At 75.1% G+C, this 15305-nt stretch carries 11 protein-coding genes and 1 pseudogene; 4 read left to right on the top strand and 8 right to left on the bottom strand.

Annotated features, from left to right (window positions below):
- Together PAI11_RS03990 and polA are read right to left on the bottom strand one after the other, a co-directional pair.
- Nucleotides 1–1083 (bottom strand): annotated as a pseudogene (locus PAI11_RS03990) (hypothetical protein); the annotation flags it as partial.
- Nucleotides 1084–1291: 208 nt separating this feature from the next.
- Nucleotides 1292–4006, bottom strand: coding sequence for a DNA polymerase I (gene polA / locus PAI11_RS03985; RefSeq protein ID WP_007571114.1), 2715 nt, complete (start codon nucleotides 4004–4006; stop codon nucleotides 1292–1294).
- Between the two features lie 257 nt (nucleotides 4007–4263).
- Here polA and PAI11_RS03980 point away from each other — a divergent pair, with 257 nt between their 5' ends.
- The 4 genes from PAI11_RS03980 (at nucleotide 4264) to PAI11_RS03965 (ending at nucleotide 9066) form a co-directional block, all read left to right on the top strand.
- A complete protein-coding gene (locus PAI11_RS03980; RefSeq protein ID WP_007571113.1) occupies nucleotides 4264–5292 on the top strand; it encodes a DUF4932 domain-containing protein in 1029 nt (342 codons plus the stop codon).
- A gap of 138 nt (nucleotides 5293–5430) precedes the next feature.
- The gene (locus PAI11_RS03975; RefSeq protein ID WP_007571112.1) at nucleotides 5431–6837 is read left to right on the top strand and encodes an NAD-dependent malic enzyme; all 1407 of its coding nucleotides are present in this window, start codon (nucleotides 5431–5433) and stop codon (nucleotides 6835–6837) included.
- A gap of 293 nt (nucleotides 6838–7130) precedes the next feature.
- Nucleotides 7131–7814: a membrane protein YczE gene (gene yczE, locus PAI11_RS03970; RefSeq protein ID WP_040598206.1), complete on the top strand. Its 684-nt coding sequence runs from the start codon at nucleotides 7131–7133 to the stop codon at nucleotides 7812–7814.
- A 334-nt stretch (nucleotides 7815–8148) separates the two neighbouring features.
- Nucleotides 8149–9066 (top strand): TIGR01777 family oxidoreductase, encoded by a 918-nt coding sequence (locus tag PAI11_RS03965; RefSeq protein WP_007571110.1) that lies wholly within the window; start codon nucleotides 8149–8151, stop codon nucleotides 9064–9066.
- 157 nt (nucleotides 9067–9223) lie between these two features.
- Here PAI11_RS03965 and PAI11_RS03960 read toward each other — a convergent pair whose 3' ends face one another.
- The 6 genes from PAI11_RS03960 to PAI11_RS23850 all read right to left on the bottom strand — a co-directional run bounded on the left by PAI11_RS03960 (nucleotide 9224) and on the right by PAI11_RS23850 (nucleotide 15089).
- The gene (locus tag PAI11_RS03960) at nucleotides 9224–10459 is read right to left on the bottom strand and encodes an ABC transporter substrate-binding protein (protein WP_007571109.1); all 1236 of its coding nucleotides are present in this window, start codon (nucleotides 10457–10459) and stop codon (nucleotides 9224–9226) included.
- Nucleotides 10460–10466: 7 nt separating this feature from the next.
- Complete coding sequence (locus tag PAI11_RS03955; protein WP_007571108.1) at nucleotides 10467–10646, bottom strand: hypothetical protein; 180 nt, start codon at nucleotides 10644–10646, stop codon at nucleotides 10467–10469.
- Nucleotides 10647–10687: 41 nt separating this feature from the next.
- Nucleotides 10688–11521 (bottom strand): tryptophan synthase subunit alpha, encoded by an 834-nt coding sequence (gene trpA, locus PAI11_RS03950; protein WP_007571107.1) that lies wholly within the window; start codon nucleotides 11519–11521, stop codon nucleotides 10688–10690.
- Nucleotides 11521–12840, bottom strand: coding sequence for a tryptophan synthase subunit beta (gene trpB, locus PAI11_RS03945; RefSeq protein ID WP_007571106.1), 1320 nt, complete (start codon nucleotides 12838–12840; stop codon nucleotides 11521–11523). The genes trpA and trpB overlap by 1 nt, the downstream gene beginning before the upstream one ends.
- On the bottom strand, nucleotides 12837–13751 hold the full coding sequence (locus PAI11_RS03940; protein WP_138974083.1) for a phosphoribosylanthranilate isomerase: 915 nt from the start codon (nucleotides 13749–13751) through the stop codon (nucleotides 12837–12839). Before PAI11_RS03940 ends, trpB begins: the two co-directional genes overlap by 4 nt.
- Nucleotides 13752–13832: 81 nt before the next feature.
- A complete protein-coding gene (locus PAI11_RS23850) occupies nucleotides 13833–15089 on the bottom strand; it encodes a PucR family transcriptional regulator (protein WP_007571102.1) in 1257 nt (418 codons plus the stop codon).
- Between the last annotated feature and the right edge of the window lie 216 nt (nucleotides 15090–15305).

The raw sequence follows: 15305 nt of genomic DNA, 5'->3' as shown, positions 1-15305 counted from the left end.
GCCGCCGTCGCAGCCGTGGCTGGAGCCGCCGCCGCCGGGCGCGCCGCCGGCCGGGCCGGTCCCGGTGGCGCCGTCGGCGCCGTTGTTGTCGCCCTCGCTGCCGCCGTTGCCACCGGCGCCGCCGACGAATCCGAAGAGGTTGCCGCCGGCACCGCCGCCGCCGGCCGCGCCGTCCTCGTCACCGGTGCCGCCCGACTCGCCGTTCTTGCCGATCCGGCCGTGGTCGCCGTTGGCGTTGCGGCCGCCCGCGACCGCGTCGAGCGCCCGCACGCGAGCCCGGCGAACGGTGACGTGGGCGCCGCCGATCGCGCGCAGGCCGTAGCTGGTGCGGCCGGCGTCGGCGTTGCCGCGCAGCTCCAGCAGCTGGATCTCGGCCGTGATGCCGTTGGCGGTCGCCGCCTGCGGCGCGCCCTCGATCCGGGTCGCGCTCGGGATCGGCCGGCGGTCCCAGCCGTCCGCGGCGCGGTAGCCGCCGTACAGGTTCACGCCGTCCTTCATCGAGACGCCCGCGGGGTTGTCGTCGGAGAAGATCGCGCTGTCGAGGAACACGTCCTTGCCCTCGAGCGCCGCGGTGTCGATCGCCGCCTGGACCGTCCGCTTCGGCGCGGCGCGGGTGCCCGCGGCGGCGTCGTCGCCGGTCGGGGTCACGAAGACGCCGGCGCTCGGATCACCGTCGAAGCCGTCGCAGTTGCTGTCGATCGCGTCCGGATCGGGCGGATCGGGGATCCCGGGGCGGATCGCGGGGTCGTGGTCGTTGCAGTCCAGCGGGACCGGCGAGCCGTCGCCGTCGGCGTCCTTGCTCGGCGGGACGTCGTCGAGCGGGTTCTGGCAGTCGGTGCCCTGGTCGATCTCGGCGCCGTCCTTGACCCCACCGTGGTCGGTGTCGGCCGCCGACAGCGGGTTGCAGGACTCCAGCAGCAGCTCCTCGAGCGTGCCGGCCTTGTCCTGATCGAGGTCCAGGAGGCCCCGGTCGAGCCCCTGCAGCGGGTTGAGGATCGGCTGCAGGAGCGGTTTGAGGATCGTCGGACGAGCCTCGGCCCCGGCTGGGACCAGCGCCGCGGCGCCAAGCACGACAGACGCCATCACCACGATGCGCGATCGCATACCACCCCACACTTTCGTCTCGCTGATGGTCTCCGCGGGCCTGACCAAGGGCCCGCGAGAGGCACTAAACCACCTCGCGGTGGTTCAGCGCAAATGGATTTACCTCAGCTTCACGTGGGTCTGCTTGTCGATCAGCGAGACGGCGTAGCCCGCGCCGGCGAGCCCGTGCCTGCTACTGCCCGGGCCCTCACTTGGCCTCGACCCAGGTGCGCCCGACGCCGCCCTCGACCCGCAGCGGCGGGTCCTCGGTCCAGGGCGCGATCATCTCGCGCTCGACCAGCGCCCGGACCTCGGCCATCTCGTGCTCGGGGCCCTCGAGCAGCAGCTCGTCGTGGATCGTGAGGATCATCTTCGTCTCGAAGCCGCCGGCGTCGAGCGCCCGGCGGACGCCGATCATCGCCAGCTTCATGATGTCGGCGGCCGTGCCCTGGATCACGGTGTTGACCGCGTAGCGCTCGCCGAGGCCGCGGACCTGGGGGTTGCGCGCCTTGAGCTCCGGGATCAACCGCCGGCGCCCGAAGTAGGTCCGGACCTCGCCGGCTTCCTTCGCCTGCTCGATCGTCGAGTCGATGAAGCCCTTGACCCCGGTGAACTCGGCGAAGTAGGCCTCGATCATCTCCTTCGCCTCCTCGCGCGGGATGTCGAGGCGATCGGCGAGGCCGAAGTCGGTCAGGCCGTAGGCGATCCCGTAGTTGACCATCTTGGCCTTCGAGCGCTGGCCGGCGTCGAGCTCGTCGGCCGGCACGCCGAAGACCGACATCGCGGTCGCCGTGTGGACGTCGCGGTCCTCGCGGAAGGCCTTGCGCAGCGTCTCCTCGTGCGCGTAGTAGGCGAGGATCCGCAGCTCGACCTGGCTGTAGTCGCAGGACAGCAGGACCTTCCCCGGCGCCGCCTCGAAGCACTCCCGGATCCGGCGGCCGAGCGCGGTCCGGACCGGCACGTTCTGGAGGTTCGGGTCGCTGGAGTTCAGCCGTCCCGTCTGGGCGACCGTCTGGCCGAAGGTCGTGTGGATGCGGCTCTCGGGATCGGCCCGCGCCAGCTGCGGCAGCACGTCGAGATAGGTCTTCGCCAGCGTCGACAGCTCGCGCCAGCGCTCGATCCGGGGCACGATCGGATGCTCGTCGCGGATCGCCTGCAGGACCCGCGCGTCGGTCGAGAAGCCGGTCTTTCCGCGGCGCTTCTTCGACAGGCCGAGCTCCTCGAACAGCACCTCGCCGAGCTGCTTCGGCGAGCCGATCGTGAACGGCCGGCCGGCGTCCGCCTGGATCTGCTCCTCGAGCGTGGCGATCTCGGCCCGGACCTCGGCGGCGACCGCCTCGAGCCGCGGGGCCGACATCCGGATCCCCTCGCGCTCCATGTCGCGCAGGACCCGCACCAGCGGCAGCTCGACGTCGTGCAGCAGCCGGTCCATCCCGGTGCTGGCCAGCCGCTCCCGCTGGTCGATCGCGACCAGCGCGATCCGGGCCGCGGTCGCGCCCGCGACGTCCTCGACCTGGACCGCGAGGTTCAGCTCGTCGGCCAGCTCGTCGAGCGGGTAGCCGCGCCGCTGCGGCTCCAGCAGGTAGGCGGCCAGCAGCGTGTCGTGGCTGACCTGCTCCGGGACGGTGTCGAGCGCCTTCGCGTCGTGGCAGACGACCGGCCGGTCGCCGACCGCGGCGACCAGCTCGGCCGGCGTGGCGCAGCCGCCGATCAGCAGCTCGATCGGCTGGGCGTCGCCGTCGAGGCGGGCGACCGCGAACCGCAGCGCGGCGGCGCTCGAACCGGCGGCGTCCGGGCTCGCCGCCGCCTCGCCGTCGCTCGGCGCCGCGTCGGGATCGAACAGCTGGCCGCCCTCCTGGGCCTTCTCGGTCGGCTCGACCAGCGCCAGCGCCACCGGGCGGCGGGCCTCGGCGGCCGCGGTCCCGCCCCCGACCGGCGCGTCGAACGGCGTCAGGATCGCCGAGATCTCGTCGAGCGCGACCTCGCGGACCGGCAGCTCGACCGCCTTGCCGGCCGGGCCGCTCGGGCGGCCGTCGCCGTCGAGCAGCGGCTCGAGCCGCCGCCACGGGTCGCGCAGCTCGAACCGCTGGAACGTCTCGCGCAGGACCTGGGCGTCCGGCTGCGCCCGCAGCAGCGCGTCGAGGTCCAGCTCGACCGGCAGGTCGGTCCGGATCCGCGCCAGCTCGCGCGAGATCCGCGCGTCCTCGGCGTGGGCGGCCAGGTTCTCCTTGCGCTTGGCGCCCGAGACCTGGTCGATCGACGACAGGATCGTCTCGAGGTCGCCGAACTGCTGCAGCAGCTGGGCGGCGGTCTTGTCGCCGATCCCCGGGACGCCGGGGATGTTGTCCGAGGTGTCGCCCTTGAGCCCGTAGAAGTCGGGGATCAGCTCCGGCGGCAGGCCGTAGCGCTCGATCACCGCGTCGCGGTCGTAGGTCTTCGTGTCGGTGATCCCGCGCCCGGTCGCCATCACCGCGACCATGCCCTCGGGGTCGATCAGCTGGAAGATGTCGCGGTCGCCGGTGACGATCACCGTCCGCAGGCCCTTCTCGCGCGACTTGACCGCCAGCGAGCCGATCACGTCGTCCGCCTCGTAGCCCTCCAGCGAGACGTTGGCAAACCCGAACGCCTCGGCGATCGGCGCCAGGTGCGGCCACTGGGCGCGCAGCAGGTCTGGCTTCTTCGCCCGCTGGGCCTTGTACTGCGGGTAGATCTCGGCGCGGCCGGAGAGGCCGGCGTCCCAGGCGACGGCGGTCGGCACGTGGCCGAGCAGCTCGCGCATCTTGACCAGCATCGAGCTGAAGCCGAAGATCGCGTTGGTCGGTTCCCCGCGCGAGGTGGCGATCGACTCGGGCAGCGCGAAGAACGCCCGGTAGGCCAGCGAGTTGCCGTCGAGCAGGAGCAGGTCAGGGGGACGGTTGGCCACCGGGCCACGATAGCCCGCGGCGCGGCGTGGCCGCCCCCGCGCGGGCCGGCGGCGGCCGGGCCGCCGGGTAGGCTCGCCGCGGGTTGCGCGAGTGGAGCCGAACAGCGAGGGGAGCCACCGGAACCGGGTGCCGCGGGCGGCGGACGGCACTGCTGCTGCTCGCCGCGGCGCCCGCGGCGGTGACGGGCTGCGGGAGCGGCGACAGCGCCCCACGGCCGTCGACCGCCGCCACGTCCACCGTCCGCACGGCGACGACGGTGGCCGACGCGCCGCCGGCTCCGCTGACCGCGGCCGAGCGGGCGGCGGTCCGGCGGCTGCCGGTCGCCGTCGACCGGCGGGTGGAGCTGCTCTCGATCCTCTTCCGGCTGGCTGGCGCGCCGCCCTACCCGCAGGCGGCGACGCCCTACGCGCGGGCAGTCGACGCCTGGTTCGGTCGCTTGCGCGCCGATCCGGCCGTGGTGGCGACCCGCGAGCTGATCGCGCGCGGGATCGCGTACGACGGGCCGGTCCAGCTGGCGGTGCAGCTGGACGACCGCTGGCGGCTGACGGTCCCGCGAGGCGACCTCGATCCACGCTGGCGGCGGGTCGACGTGGCGGGGTACCTGGCGCTCGTCCGCCGGTTCGCGCAGGTCAGCGACGTCGCCGGGTTCCTGCGTGGTCAACGCGGCTACGCGGCCGCGGTCGAGGGCGCCGACCGGCGACTGCTCGGCGATCGCCCGATCGTCGACTGGTACGAGCGGCTGCTCGGTCGCCGGCCGGGCGCCCGCTATGCCGTCGCGCCCGGGCTGCTCTCCGGCGGGCACAGCTTCAGCGCTCGCGGCCACGGCGGCCGCGCGGTGCTGCTGGTGCTCTTCCTCGAGGCCCCGGGGGCCGACGGCGTGCCTCGTCCGACGGTCGGCAGCGTCGAGTTCCTGGCCCACGAGCTGGCCCACAGCTGGGTCAACCCGATCTTCGGCGCGGCGGCCGCGCGACTGCGCCCGGTGGCGACGCCGGTCTTCCGACGGGTGGCCGGGGCGATGCGAGGCCAGGCCTACCCGACCCCGCGGATCATGGTCGACGAGTCGGTGGTCCGGGCGCTCACGGTGCTGTTCCTCCGCGACCGGGTCGGCGCCGACGCCGCCCGGCGGTCGCTGGCCGACCAGCAGCGGCTGGGATTCGCCTGGACGCCGGCGCTGGCGAGCGCGCTCGACGCGCTGCGGCGGGCGCACGGCGGGCGGCTGGATCCCGACGCCGCCGTCGCCGCGACCGCGCGGGTCCTGCGGGAGTGGGACGCCGAGCAGGGCTAAGCGACGCCCACGGCCGGCCGCATGTTGGCGCGTCGGCGGTACCCGGCTTGCGGGCGCCGACCGCCGGCCGGACCGTGGTCTACTTGCATACAAGGTCGCGCCGTGGACGGGGGGTTGCCGGTAGTACGGTTCCGCCTCGTGACCGGCTCTCCGTCCGCGCAGTACTCGATCGTCCTTCGGGTCGAGATCGACCACAAGCCGGGGGCACTCGGCGAGGTCGCGTCCGCCATCGGCCAGGCCGGTGGCGTGATCGGGGACGTCGCGCTGGTATCGGTCTCCGGCGACACGCTGGTCCGCGACATCACCGTCGCCGCGAGCGACCAGGGTGCCTGGGACCGGATCGCCGCCGCGATCAACCAGCGGCCGCAGGCGAAGGTCGTCGCCGTCACCGATCGGACCTTCCAGGTCCACGAGGGCGGCAAGATCGAGATCAGCGCCAAGCACCCGCTGAAGACCCGCGACGACCTGGCGATGGCCTACACGCCCGGCGTCGCCCGGGTCTGCGAGGCGATCGCCGACGACCAGTCGCTCAGCCACGAGCTGACGATCCGCAAGAACACGGTCGCGGTCGTGACCGACGGCACCGCCGTCCTCGGGCTCGGTGACATCGGTCCGCACGCTTCGATGCCGGTGATGGAGGGCAAGGCGGTCCTGTTCAAGGAGTTCGCCGGCGTCGACGCCTTCCCGATCGCGCTCTCGACCAAGGACCCGGACGCGATCGTCGAGACGGTCAAGGCGATCGCGCCGACCTTCGGTGGCATCAACCTCGAGGACATCTCGGCCCCGCGCTGCTTCGAGATCGAGGACCGGCTCAAGGCCGAGCTCGACATCCCGGTCTTCCACGACGACCAGCACGGCACGGCGATCGTCACCCTGGCCGCGCTGATCAACGCCTGCAAGATCACCGGCAAGCGGCTGGAGGACCTGTCGGTGCTGGTGACCGGCCTCGGCGCGGCCGGCATCGCCGTCACCAAGATCCTGCTCTCGGCCGGCGTCAAGGACATCATCGGCGCCGACTCGCGCGGCCTGGTGTCGACCGAGCGCCCCGACTACGTCGACGGCTCGATGAACAGCGTCAAGCGCTGGTACGCCGAGATGTCCAACCCGGAGCACCTGACCGGGCACCCCGGAAACCACCTCGGCGGGCGCGACCTCTTCATCGGGCTCTCCGGCGCCCGGATCTTCGAGGCCTCGAAGCTGGCGGCGATGAACGCGGACGCGATGGTCTTCGCGATGGCCAACCCGAACCCGGAGGTCTCCCCCGAGGAGGCCGAGCCCTACGCCCGGATCATCGCCACCGGCCGCTCCGACTACCCGAACCAGATCAACAACGTGCTGGCGTTCCCGGGGATCTTCCGCGGCGCGCTCGACGCCCGCGCGAAGCAGATCACCGAGGGCATGAAGATGGCCGCCGCCCGCGCGATCGCCGGCCTCGTCGCCGACGAGGACCTGCGCGAGGACAACATCATCCCCTCGGTCTTCGACCGCGACGTCGCCCCGGCGGTCGCTGCGGCGGTCGCCCAGGAAGCCCTGGCGCACGCGTAGCGGGTGGCGCGGCGTCCGTGGACGCCGCATCCACCCGCGGCGGGCGGCGTGAGGCCGGCGACGGAGGCGGACGACGGGGGCGACTGCGACGTTCCGGTCGCTCAGCGACCGCGACGTCGCGCGCGACGGACCCGTCCAGGCGCCGGCCGCTGAGGTCCTCACGTTCCGGTCGCTGGCCGACCGAAAACGCGACGGGCGCCGAACTCTCCGACGCGAGGCCGGCGGAGCGCGACCGGTCCACCGATCGGCGACCGGCTCGCGGCCCGGCCTCGTCGGTCGACTACGGTCGGGCGATGGCGGCGCGCGTGACCCCGATCGAGGCCGTGGCGGTCGCCGACGCCACCCCGTCGGCGACCGGATCGCACGAGGTCGGCGCCGCCGGCTGGCGGGCGTCGCCGCCACGGCTGCTCTGGCTGCTCGTCGGGCTCTGGCTGTTCGGGATCGGCGAGGGGCTGGTCGTCGCGTCGAGCCTCGGCAACTCGCCGTGGACGGTCCTGGCCCAGGGCGTCGGCGAGCAGACCGGCCTCAGCGTCGGCATCACCACGATCCTGGTCTCGGTCGTCGTCCTGCTGCTGTGGCTGCCGCTGCGGCAGCGCCCCGGTCTGGGGACGGCCTGCAACGTGGTGGTGGTCGGCCTGGCGATCGACGCCACCCTCGATCTGATCGGGCACCCCGACGGGACGCTGCTGCGGTCCGCCCTGGCGCTCGGCGGGATCGCGGTCGTCGGTCTCGGGTCGGGCCTGTACCTGTCCGCGGCGCTCGGCCCCGGTCCGCGCGACGGCCTGATGACCGGCCTGCACCGCCGCACCGGACGGCCGCTGGCGCTGCTGCGCGCGGGGATCGAGATCGCCGTGCTGGTGATCGGCGCCCTGCTCGGCGGCACGGTCGGCGTGGCGACGGCCGCCTTCGCGCTCCTGATCGGCCCGGCCGTCCACGCCGGCCTGCGGCTGATCGGTCCGTGGGCCCCGCGCCGCTGAGGCCGCGCGACCACCCGACGCCGCCCGGACCATCCGCCGGGCGTGTGACGTTTCGGTCGGCCAACGACCGGAACGTGAGGTTCCCCAGCGGCCGCTGCCTGGACGGGTCCGTCGCGCGCGCCGTGGCGGTCGGCCAGCGACCGGAACGTCACAGGTGCCCGTCGTGGCGTTCCTCGTTGCCGCTGGCCTCGCCGCCACGAGCCGCGCCGCTCGACGGGCCGGCCGCCCCAGCGGCCACCCGTCGTCACGGCGGCGACCTGGTCGCCCGACATCGCCCGCGCCCACCGCGACGGCCGTAGGGTGGGTGGACGTCCGCTCGCAGGAGATCGTCCCCATGCACGTCACCGTCACCGGCGCCACCGGCCTCGTCGGATCGCGCCTCGTCCAGCGCCTGCTCGCCCGCGGCGACCAGGTCACCGTCCTCTCGCGCGACGCCGAGCGGGCCCGCCAGGCGCTCGGAGCGGTCGAGGCCCATGCCTGGGACCCGACCGCCGGACCGCCGCCGGCGGTCGCGATCGAGGGCCGCGACGCGATCGTCAACCTGGCCGGCGAGACCGTCAACCAGCGCTGGAGCGACGAGGCCAAGGCCCGGATCCGCGACTCGCGGGTCGAGACCACCCGCCAGCTGGTGGCCGCGATCGCCGCGATCGACGACCCGTCGGCGCGCCCCGGGACGCTCGTCAACGGCTCGGCCTCGGGCTACTACGGCGACACCGGCGAGGCCGAGGTCCGCGAGGACCAGCCGCCGGCGAGCGACGACTTCCTGGCCGAGATGGCGGCCGCCTGGGAGGCCCAGGCCCACACGGCCGCCGGCCTCGGCCTGCGGGTGGCGATCGTCCGCACCGGGCTGGTGCTCGCCGCCCACGGCGGGGCGCTGCCGGTGATCGCCAAGCCGCTTCGAAGCGGCCTCGGCGGCTGGATCGGCAACGGCCGCCAGTACGTCCCCTGGATCCACCTCGACGACGAGGTCGGACTGCAGCTGGCCGCCCTCGACCACCCGACGTTCGAGGGCCCGGTCAACGCCGCCGCGCCCGAGGCCGTCACCAACAAGGCATTCACCAAGGCGATCGGGCGCGTGATCCACCGGCCGGTGCTCGTCCCGGCACCGGCGTTCGCGCTGCGGGCCGCGCTCGGCGAGCGCGCCCAGCTCGTGACCGACAGCAGCAGGATGGTGCCCGGCCGCGCCGCCGAGCTGGGCTACGTCTTCGCCCACCCGCGGCTGGACGAGGCGCTCGAGGACCTGCTCGGCTGACGATCCGCCAGGTGGCGTCAGCTGCAGGCAGGCCGCGGCGTCAGCTGCAGGCGCGCCGGGCGAGGTGGCGTCGATTGCCTGCGGCATCCGCGGCACCTTGACGCCACCTCGATGCCGGCGCGGCGAGCTGACGCCACCCGGGCGGCAGCCGAGCCGGTCAGCGGTCGGAGAGGTTCTCGACGACCCGCCAGCCGGCGGCCATCGGCCGCGCCAGACCGACCGGCGCCGGGGTGACGGTGCCGTCGGGATCCTGACGCCCCTCGGCCGGCGGGCCCGGGACGGGGACCTTCACCAGCGCGTCGGCGACGTCGCGACGCCAGTTGCCGCGGCCGCCCGCGGCCGCGACCGCCCGCAGCACCAGCTTGACGCTGCGCCAGCCCGCGATCGCCCCGACCGGCAGGGGGGTTCGGTAGGTGGCGCGCCAGAGGCGGTCGATCCGCCGGGTCTCGGCGTCGCTGTCGGCGGCCAGGTCGTCGACGATCGCCTGGGCGTCGATCCCGGCCGAGCGCGCCAGGTCGGCGACGCCCTGCGAGGCGGCGCCGCGCGTCAGCAGCAGGGTGCGGCCGCGCAGCTGGCCGGCCAGCGGGCGCAGCAGCACGGCGGGGTCGCCCGCCGACGGCTCGGCGGCCACGACCACGCAGCCGCGGTCGCGGCGCAGCGCGCGTCGGGTCGTCGCGACCAGCGCCGGGTCGACGGCCCGCGGGTCGGTCCGGAGCGTGAACCGGCCGGCGCCGACGGTGGTCGTCCCCGCCCCCAGCTGCGACTGCAGCGCCGCCGTCCTCCGGGCCCCGTACCCGACCGCCAGCAGGGTCGTGCGGCGGCATCCGGCTGCCCGGGCGCGCGCCCCCAGCTGCTCGCCGATCGCCCGGTCGCGGGCGGCGAGCTCGACGAACAGCCGCCGTCCGCGGGGCGAGAGGTCGGCGGTGCTGTCGTCGACCTGGTCGCCGGACGCCGAGACGAACGAGAGCCCGGTCTGGCCGCCGAGCAGCGCCAGCTGCCGGACCGAGACCGGGTCGAGGCCGCCGACCATCGCGATCGCGCCCTGGTCGCGGAGCGCGGTGCCCGCCTCGCGCGAGGCGCCCTGGGCACCGACGTCGACGCCGTTGTCGTCGGTGACGTCGCGGATCGTCAGGCGGACGCTGTAGGTCCCGGCGCCGCCGCCGGAGTCGGCGATCGCCAGCCGCGCGCCGTTCATGATCGCCTGGCCCTGCTGGCCCCACGGCCCGCGCAGCGGCACGCCAACGTAGAGCGCGATCTTGGTGTCGAAGGCCTGCTCGCCGGCCGGATCGTCGCCGCAGCCGGCCACGCCGAGCAGCGTCGCCCCGAGCGCCAGGCCCGCGATCAGCCGGACGGGCGGACGGGCGGCCTCGCGCGCGGGCGGGCGGGCACCCATTCCGCGGTCAGGAGCCGTTCGCGTCCGGGCCGCCGCGGCCCGGCAGGTAGGACAGCGCGCGGTTGACCATCGTCGCGATCAGGATGATCCCGACCGCGATCATCGTCGCGTCCATGACCTTGAAGCCGAGGGCCCAGAGGACCATCCACACGAGGACGGAGAAGGTGACGGAGTAGATGAGCCCCATACGGACGCGAAATCTACCGGGAACGGCCGACGATCGCAGCGTCAGCGTCCGAGGCCGGCCGACAGGTCGGCCATCACCGCCGCGACCGCCGCGACCGGGTCCGGCTCGCCCGCCGCGCGGACCAGCCTGCTGCCGACGATCACCCCGTCGGCGCCGGCCGCCGCGGCCTGCGCCGCATGCTCGCCGGTGGCGATCCCGAAGCCGAGCCCGACCGGCACCGTCGCATGCGCCTTGGCGCGGGCGACGACGTCGGAGAACTGCTCGGCGAGCGCGCTGCGCTCCCCGGTGGTCCCGGTCACCGAGACCGCGTAGAGGAACCCGCGGGCCTCGGCGGCGACCTCGGCCGCCCGCTCGTCCGAGGTGGTCGGCGCGATCAGCGGGACGAACGCGATCCCGGCGGCATCGCAGGCCGCGACGACCTCGGCCGACTCCTCGCCGATCGGCAGGTCGGGGACGATCAGGCCGCTGAGGCCGGCGTCGCGCAGGCGGCCGACGAAGCGCTCGAACCCGGGCCGCATCACGAGGTTCGCGTAGACCATCAGCGCGACCGGCACGTCGACCGCGAGCCGCTCGCCGATCCGCAGCACGTCGTCGACCGTGACGCCGGCGTCGAGGGCCGCCGTCCCGGCGGCGTGGATCACCGGGCCGTCGGCGAGCGGGTCGCTGTAGGGCACCCCCAGCTCGACCAGGTCGGCGCCGCCGTCGACGTAGGCCCGGGCCAGCCGCCGCGACGTCTCGACGTCGGGGTAGCCGCCCATCAGGTAGGGCATCAGCGCCGCGGAGCCGGCCGCGTCGGCGAAGGCGGCGGCGATCCGCTCCTCCCCCGCGCCGCCGCGCAGGGTGCCGGCGGCGGTGCTGCGATCGCTCGTCGACATCACTGCGCCTCCGCGGCGTCGCTGGTTCCGGCCGCGTCGGGGTCGGCCGGCGCGGCCTGCCGCGCGCCGCCCCGCGGATGGCGCGGCGTGACCGCCAGCGCCTGGTCGCCCTCCAGCCGCTCGAGCTGCTCGAGCGCGTGGGCCAGGTCCTTGTCGCCGCGGCCCGAGAGGCAGACGACCTCGACGTCGACCTCGGGCGCCGGGACGTGGAGCACGTGGTGCAGCGCGTGGCTCGACTCGAGCGCCGGGATGATCCCCTCCAGCCGCGACAGCTCGCGGAAGGCGCGGACCGCGTCGTCGTCCTCGACGGCGACGTAGGTCGCGCGGCCGCTGTCGCGCAGCCAGGCGTGCTGGGGCCCGACGCCGGGGTAGTCGAGCCCGGCGGAGACCGAGTGCGCCTCGAGGATCTGGCCGTTCTCGTCCTGCATCACCGGCGACATCGCGCCGTGCAGGATCCCGCCGGGGAGACCGGTGGTCAGGACCGCGCCGTGCTCGCCGCTGTCGAGCCCGTGGCCGCCGGCCTCGACGCCGAGCAGCCCGACCGACGGGTCGTCGAGGAAGCCGGCGAAGAGCCCGATCGCGTTGCTGCCGCCGCCGACGCAGGCGACGACGCGGTCCGGCAGCCGGCCGGCGGCGGCCAGCACCTGCTCGCGGGCCTCGTCGCCGATCACCCGCTGGAGGTCGCGGACGAGCGCCGGGTAGGGCGCCGGCCCGCCGGCGGTGCCGAGCACGTAGTGGGTGTCGGCGACCTCGGCGACCCAGGCGCGGATCGCCTCGGAGGTCGCCTCCTTGAGCGTCCGGCGCCCGGACTCGACCGGGGCGACGGTCGCGCCGAGCAGCCGCATCCGCTGGACGTTCGGGCCCTGGCGGCGCATGTCCTCGGTGCCCATGTAGACGGTGCAGTCGAGGTTCAGCAGCGCGGCGGCGGTGGCGGTCGCGACGCCGTGCTGGCCGGCCCCGGTCTCCGCGATCACCCGCTGCTTGCCCATGTGGCGGGCGATCAGGCACTGGCCGAGCGCGTTGTTGATCTTGTGCGCGCCGGAGTGGAGCAGGTCCTCGCGCTTCAGGTAGACCTGCCGGCCGACCTGCTCGCTGATCCGCCGCGCCAGGTACAGCGGCGTCGGCCGGCCGGCGTAGTCGTGGGAGAGCTGCTGCAGCTCGGCCTGGAAGACCGCGTCGGTCCGCAGGACCGTCCACGCCTGCTCCAGCTCGTCGAGCGCCGGGATCAGGGTCTCGGGGACGTAGCGGCCACCGTAGGGGCCGTAGCGACGCTCGATCCCGGTCTCGGGCGAGGGCGGCGTTCGCGGCGTGGAGCTCATCGGGCGGTGGGGTCGGCCGACGCGGCGGCCTCGGGGTCGAAGGCGGGCTGGTCGTCGGCGGGCGCCGCGATCGGGGCCGGCGCCTCCGGCGGCTCGAACGCGGCGGCCGGCGGGGGCTCGTCCGCCTCGACCTCGGGCGCCGGGGCGTCCTCGATCCTGCGGGCGCTCGAGGCCGCGGCGATGAACGCCTCGACCAGCGCCGGGTCCTTGCGCCCGGGCGATGCCTCGGTCCCGCCGGCGACGTCGACCGCGAACGGGAACGCGATCCGGATCGCGTCGGCGACGTTGTCAGGTCGCAGCCCGCCGGAGAGGATCAGCTTCGGCGACCGCTCGCCCCGAGCGGCGCGGCGAACGCGGGCCAGCTCCCAGTCGAACGACTCGCCGGTGCCGCCCGGCGTGCCCTCGAGGTAGGTGTCGAGCAGGTGGTAGTCGGTGTGGAACGGCCGCAGCGCGGTGACGTCGGAGCCGTTGCGGACCCGCGCGGCCTTGATCACCTTGGCGCCGGTCCGGCGAGCGACCTCGGAGCAGTACTGCGTGCCCTCCTCGCCGTGCAGCTGGACCATCGTCAGCTGGCAGGCGTCGACGAGCCGCGCGACCTCGGGCAGCGGGGCGTTGACGAAGACGCCGACGACCTCGGCCTGGCGCTTGAGCGCGGCGCCGATCGCCTGGGCCTCGTCGGCGCCGACCTTGCGCCGGCTGCCGGCCCAGAAGATCATCCCGATCGCCCAGGCCCCGGCCTCGACCGCATGGACCGCGTCGTCCAGCCGGGTGATGCCGCAGATCTTGACCCGCGTCGTCGGCGTCTGCTTGGCCGGCGGCCGCCGGTCGGCCGGCGCGGCGCGGACCGGGCGCGGGCGGGGCGCGGACGGCGCGGAGGTCAGGTCGGAGGGCGTGTCGGCCACTCCACCCATGCTAGATGAGATGCCCCGCGACCCCGGCGAGGGTCGCCGGCCCCTCGGGCGTCCTCCGCGCCCCGCCCCAGTCGCCCCGGCTCAGTCCGGCCCGGCGGCGCCGAGGATCCGCTCCAGCCGCAGCGCGACCTGCAGCTCGGTCCGGCGCTGCGAGAGCACGCCGGGCAACAGCGCCTCCGCCTGGCGAATCCGGTGGCGGACGGTGTTCTCGTGCAGGCCGAGCGAGGCCGCCGTCCCGGCCTGGGTCCCGGTCGAGAGCCACGCCAGCAGCGTCTCGCGCATCCGCGCGCAGCGGACGTCGTCGGCGGCCAGCGGGCCCAGCTCCTCGACCACGTACTGGCGGGCGCAGCGCTCGTCGGCGAGCAGCAGCGCCTCGAGCCGCACGTCGGCGTACCAGGTGACCGCGGCCAGCCGGTCGACGGTCGGCTCCAGGGCCCGCTGGACGCGCGCGGCCCGCAGCGCCTGCTCGCGGCTGCGGCGGAAGCCGTCGATCCCGGTCGCCGGCTCGCCGACCGCGATCCGTGCCCCGCCGGCCTGGAGCGCCCGCCGCAGCGCCGTCAGCTCGCCCTCGCCGTAGCTGTCGGCGCGCCCGAGCCAGGCGACCCAGGTCCGCGCGCCCTCCTGCAGCAGCACCGAGCCGGTCGCGCGGGCCGCCTCCTGGTAGGCCGCGACCTCGCTCTCGACCCGCTGGCGGGTCCCCAGCTCGATCACCAGCGCCACGTGGGTCCCGCGCATCCGGTAGCCGAGCGCGCGGTCGAGCTCGTCGGACTGCTCCGACGCGCGACCGTCGAGGACCTCGGCCAGGACCGTCCGCCGTAGGTGCTCACGGGTCCGCAGCAGATCGCGGCGGGTCGCGTCGTGGCGCGAGACGACCGCGCCGAGCATCAGGTCGACGTAGGCGAAGAGCAGCGTGGTCGGCTCGCCGAGCAGCGCCGGCAGCTCGCCGTCGCTCGGCCCGCTGGCGACGACCAGGTCGAACCAGGCCTGCCACAGCCGGGCGACGCCGACCCAGTAGGTCCGCTCCAGGACGCTGACCGGGATCCCCAGCTCGGCCACCAGATCGGCGAACGCGAGCGCGCTCAGCGGGTTGACGTCCTCGAGGGTCAGCCGGCCCTCGAACAGCAGCACGACCGAGCGGACGTTCTCGTGCACGCAGCCGTCGAGCGCCTCGCGGAAGCCGGAGTCCTGCAGCCGGTCGGGGAAGACCTCGGCCGCGATCGCGTCGGAGACCAGCCGCGCCAGCCGCTCGCCGTCGACCTCGCGGGCCAGCGCGCGAGCCCCGTCGCGGACGCGGACCCGCGGGTCGACGGAGGTCGAGGCGCTCTGATGCGGGGTCACCCGTCGACCGTAGGGCCCCGCGGGGGAGCGGTCGATGACGGATCCCGACAGCGAGCGCCGCCGGCCTTGGAGAGATCCGCCATCGACAGGGTCGCGGCCGGCGCGCGCGAGCGCCGCGTCGGCGGAATCCGACAGAGCGGCCCCCGCCGGTCGCGGGGAATGCGACAGGACAGCGGGCCCCCGGCGCTGCGACGGTCGGACGACCGGCGCCGAGAG

It is taken from the genome of Patulibacter medicamentivorans, assembly GCF_000240225.1.
GTDB lineage: Bacteria > Actinomycetota > Thermoleophilia > Solirubrobacterales > Solirubrobacteraceae > Patulibacter > Patulibacter medicamentivorans.
This window is presented reverse-complemented; position numbering and strand designations above follow the sequence as displayed.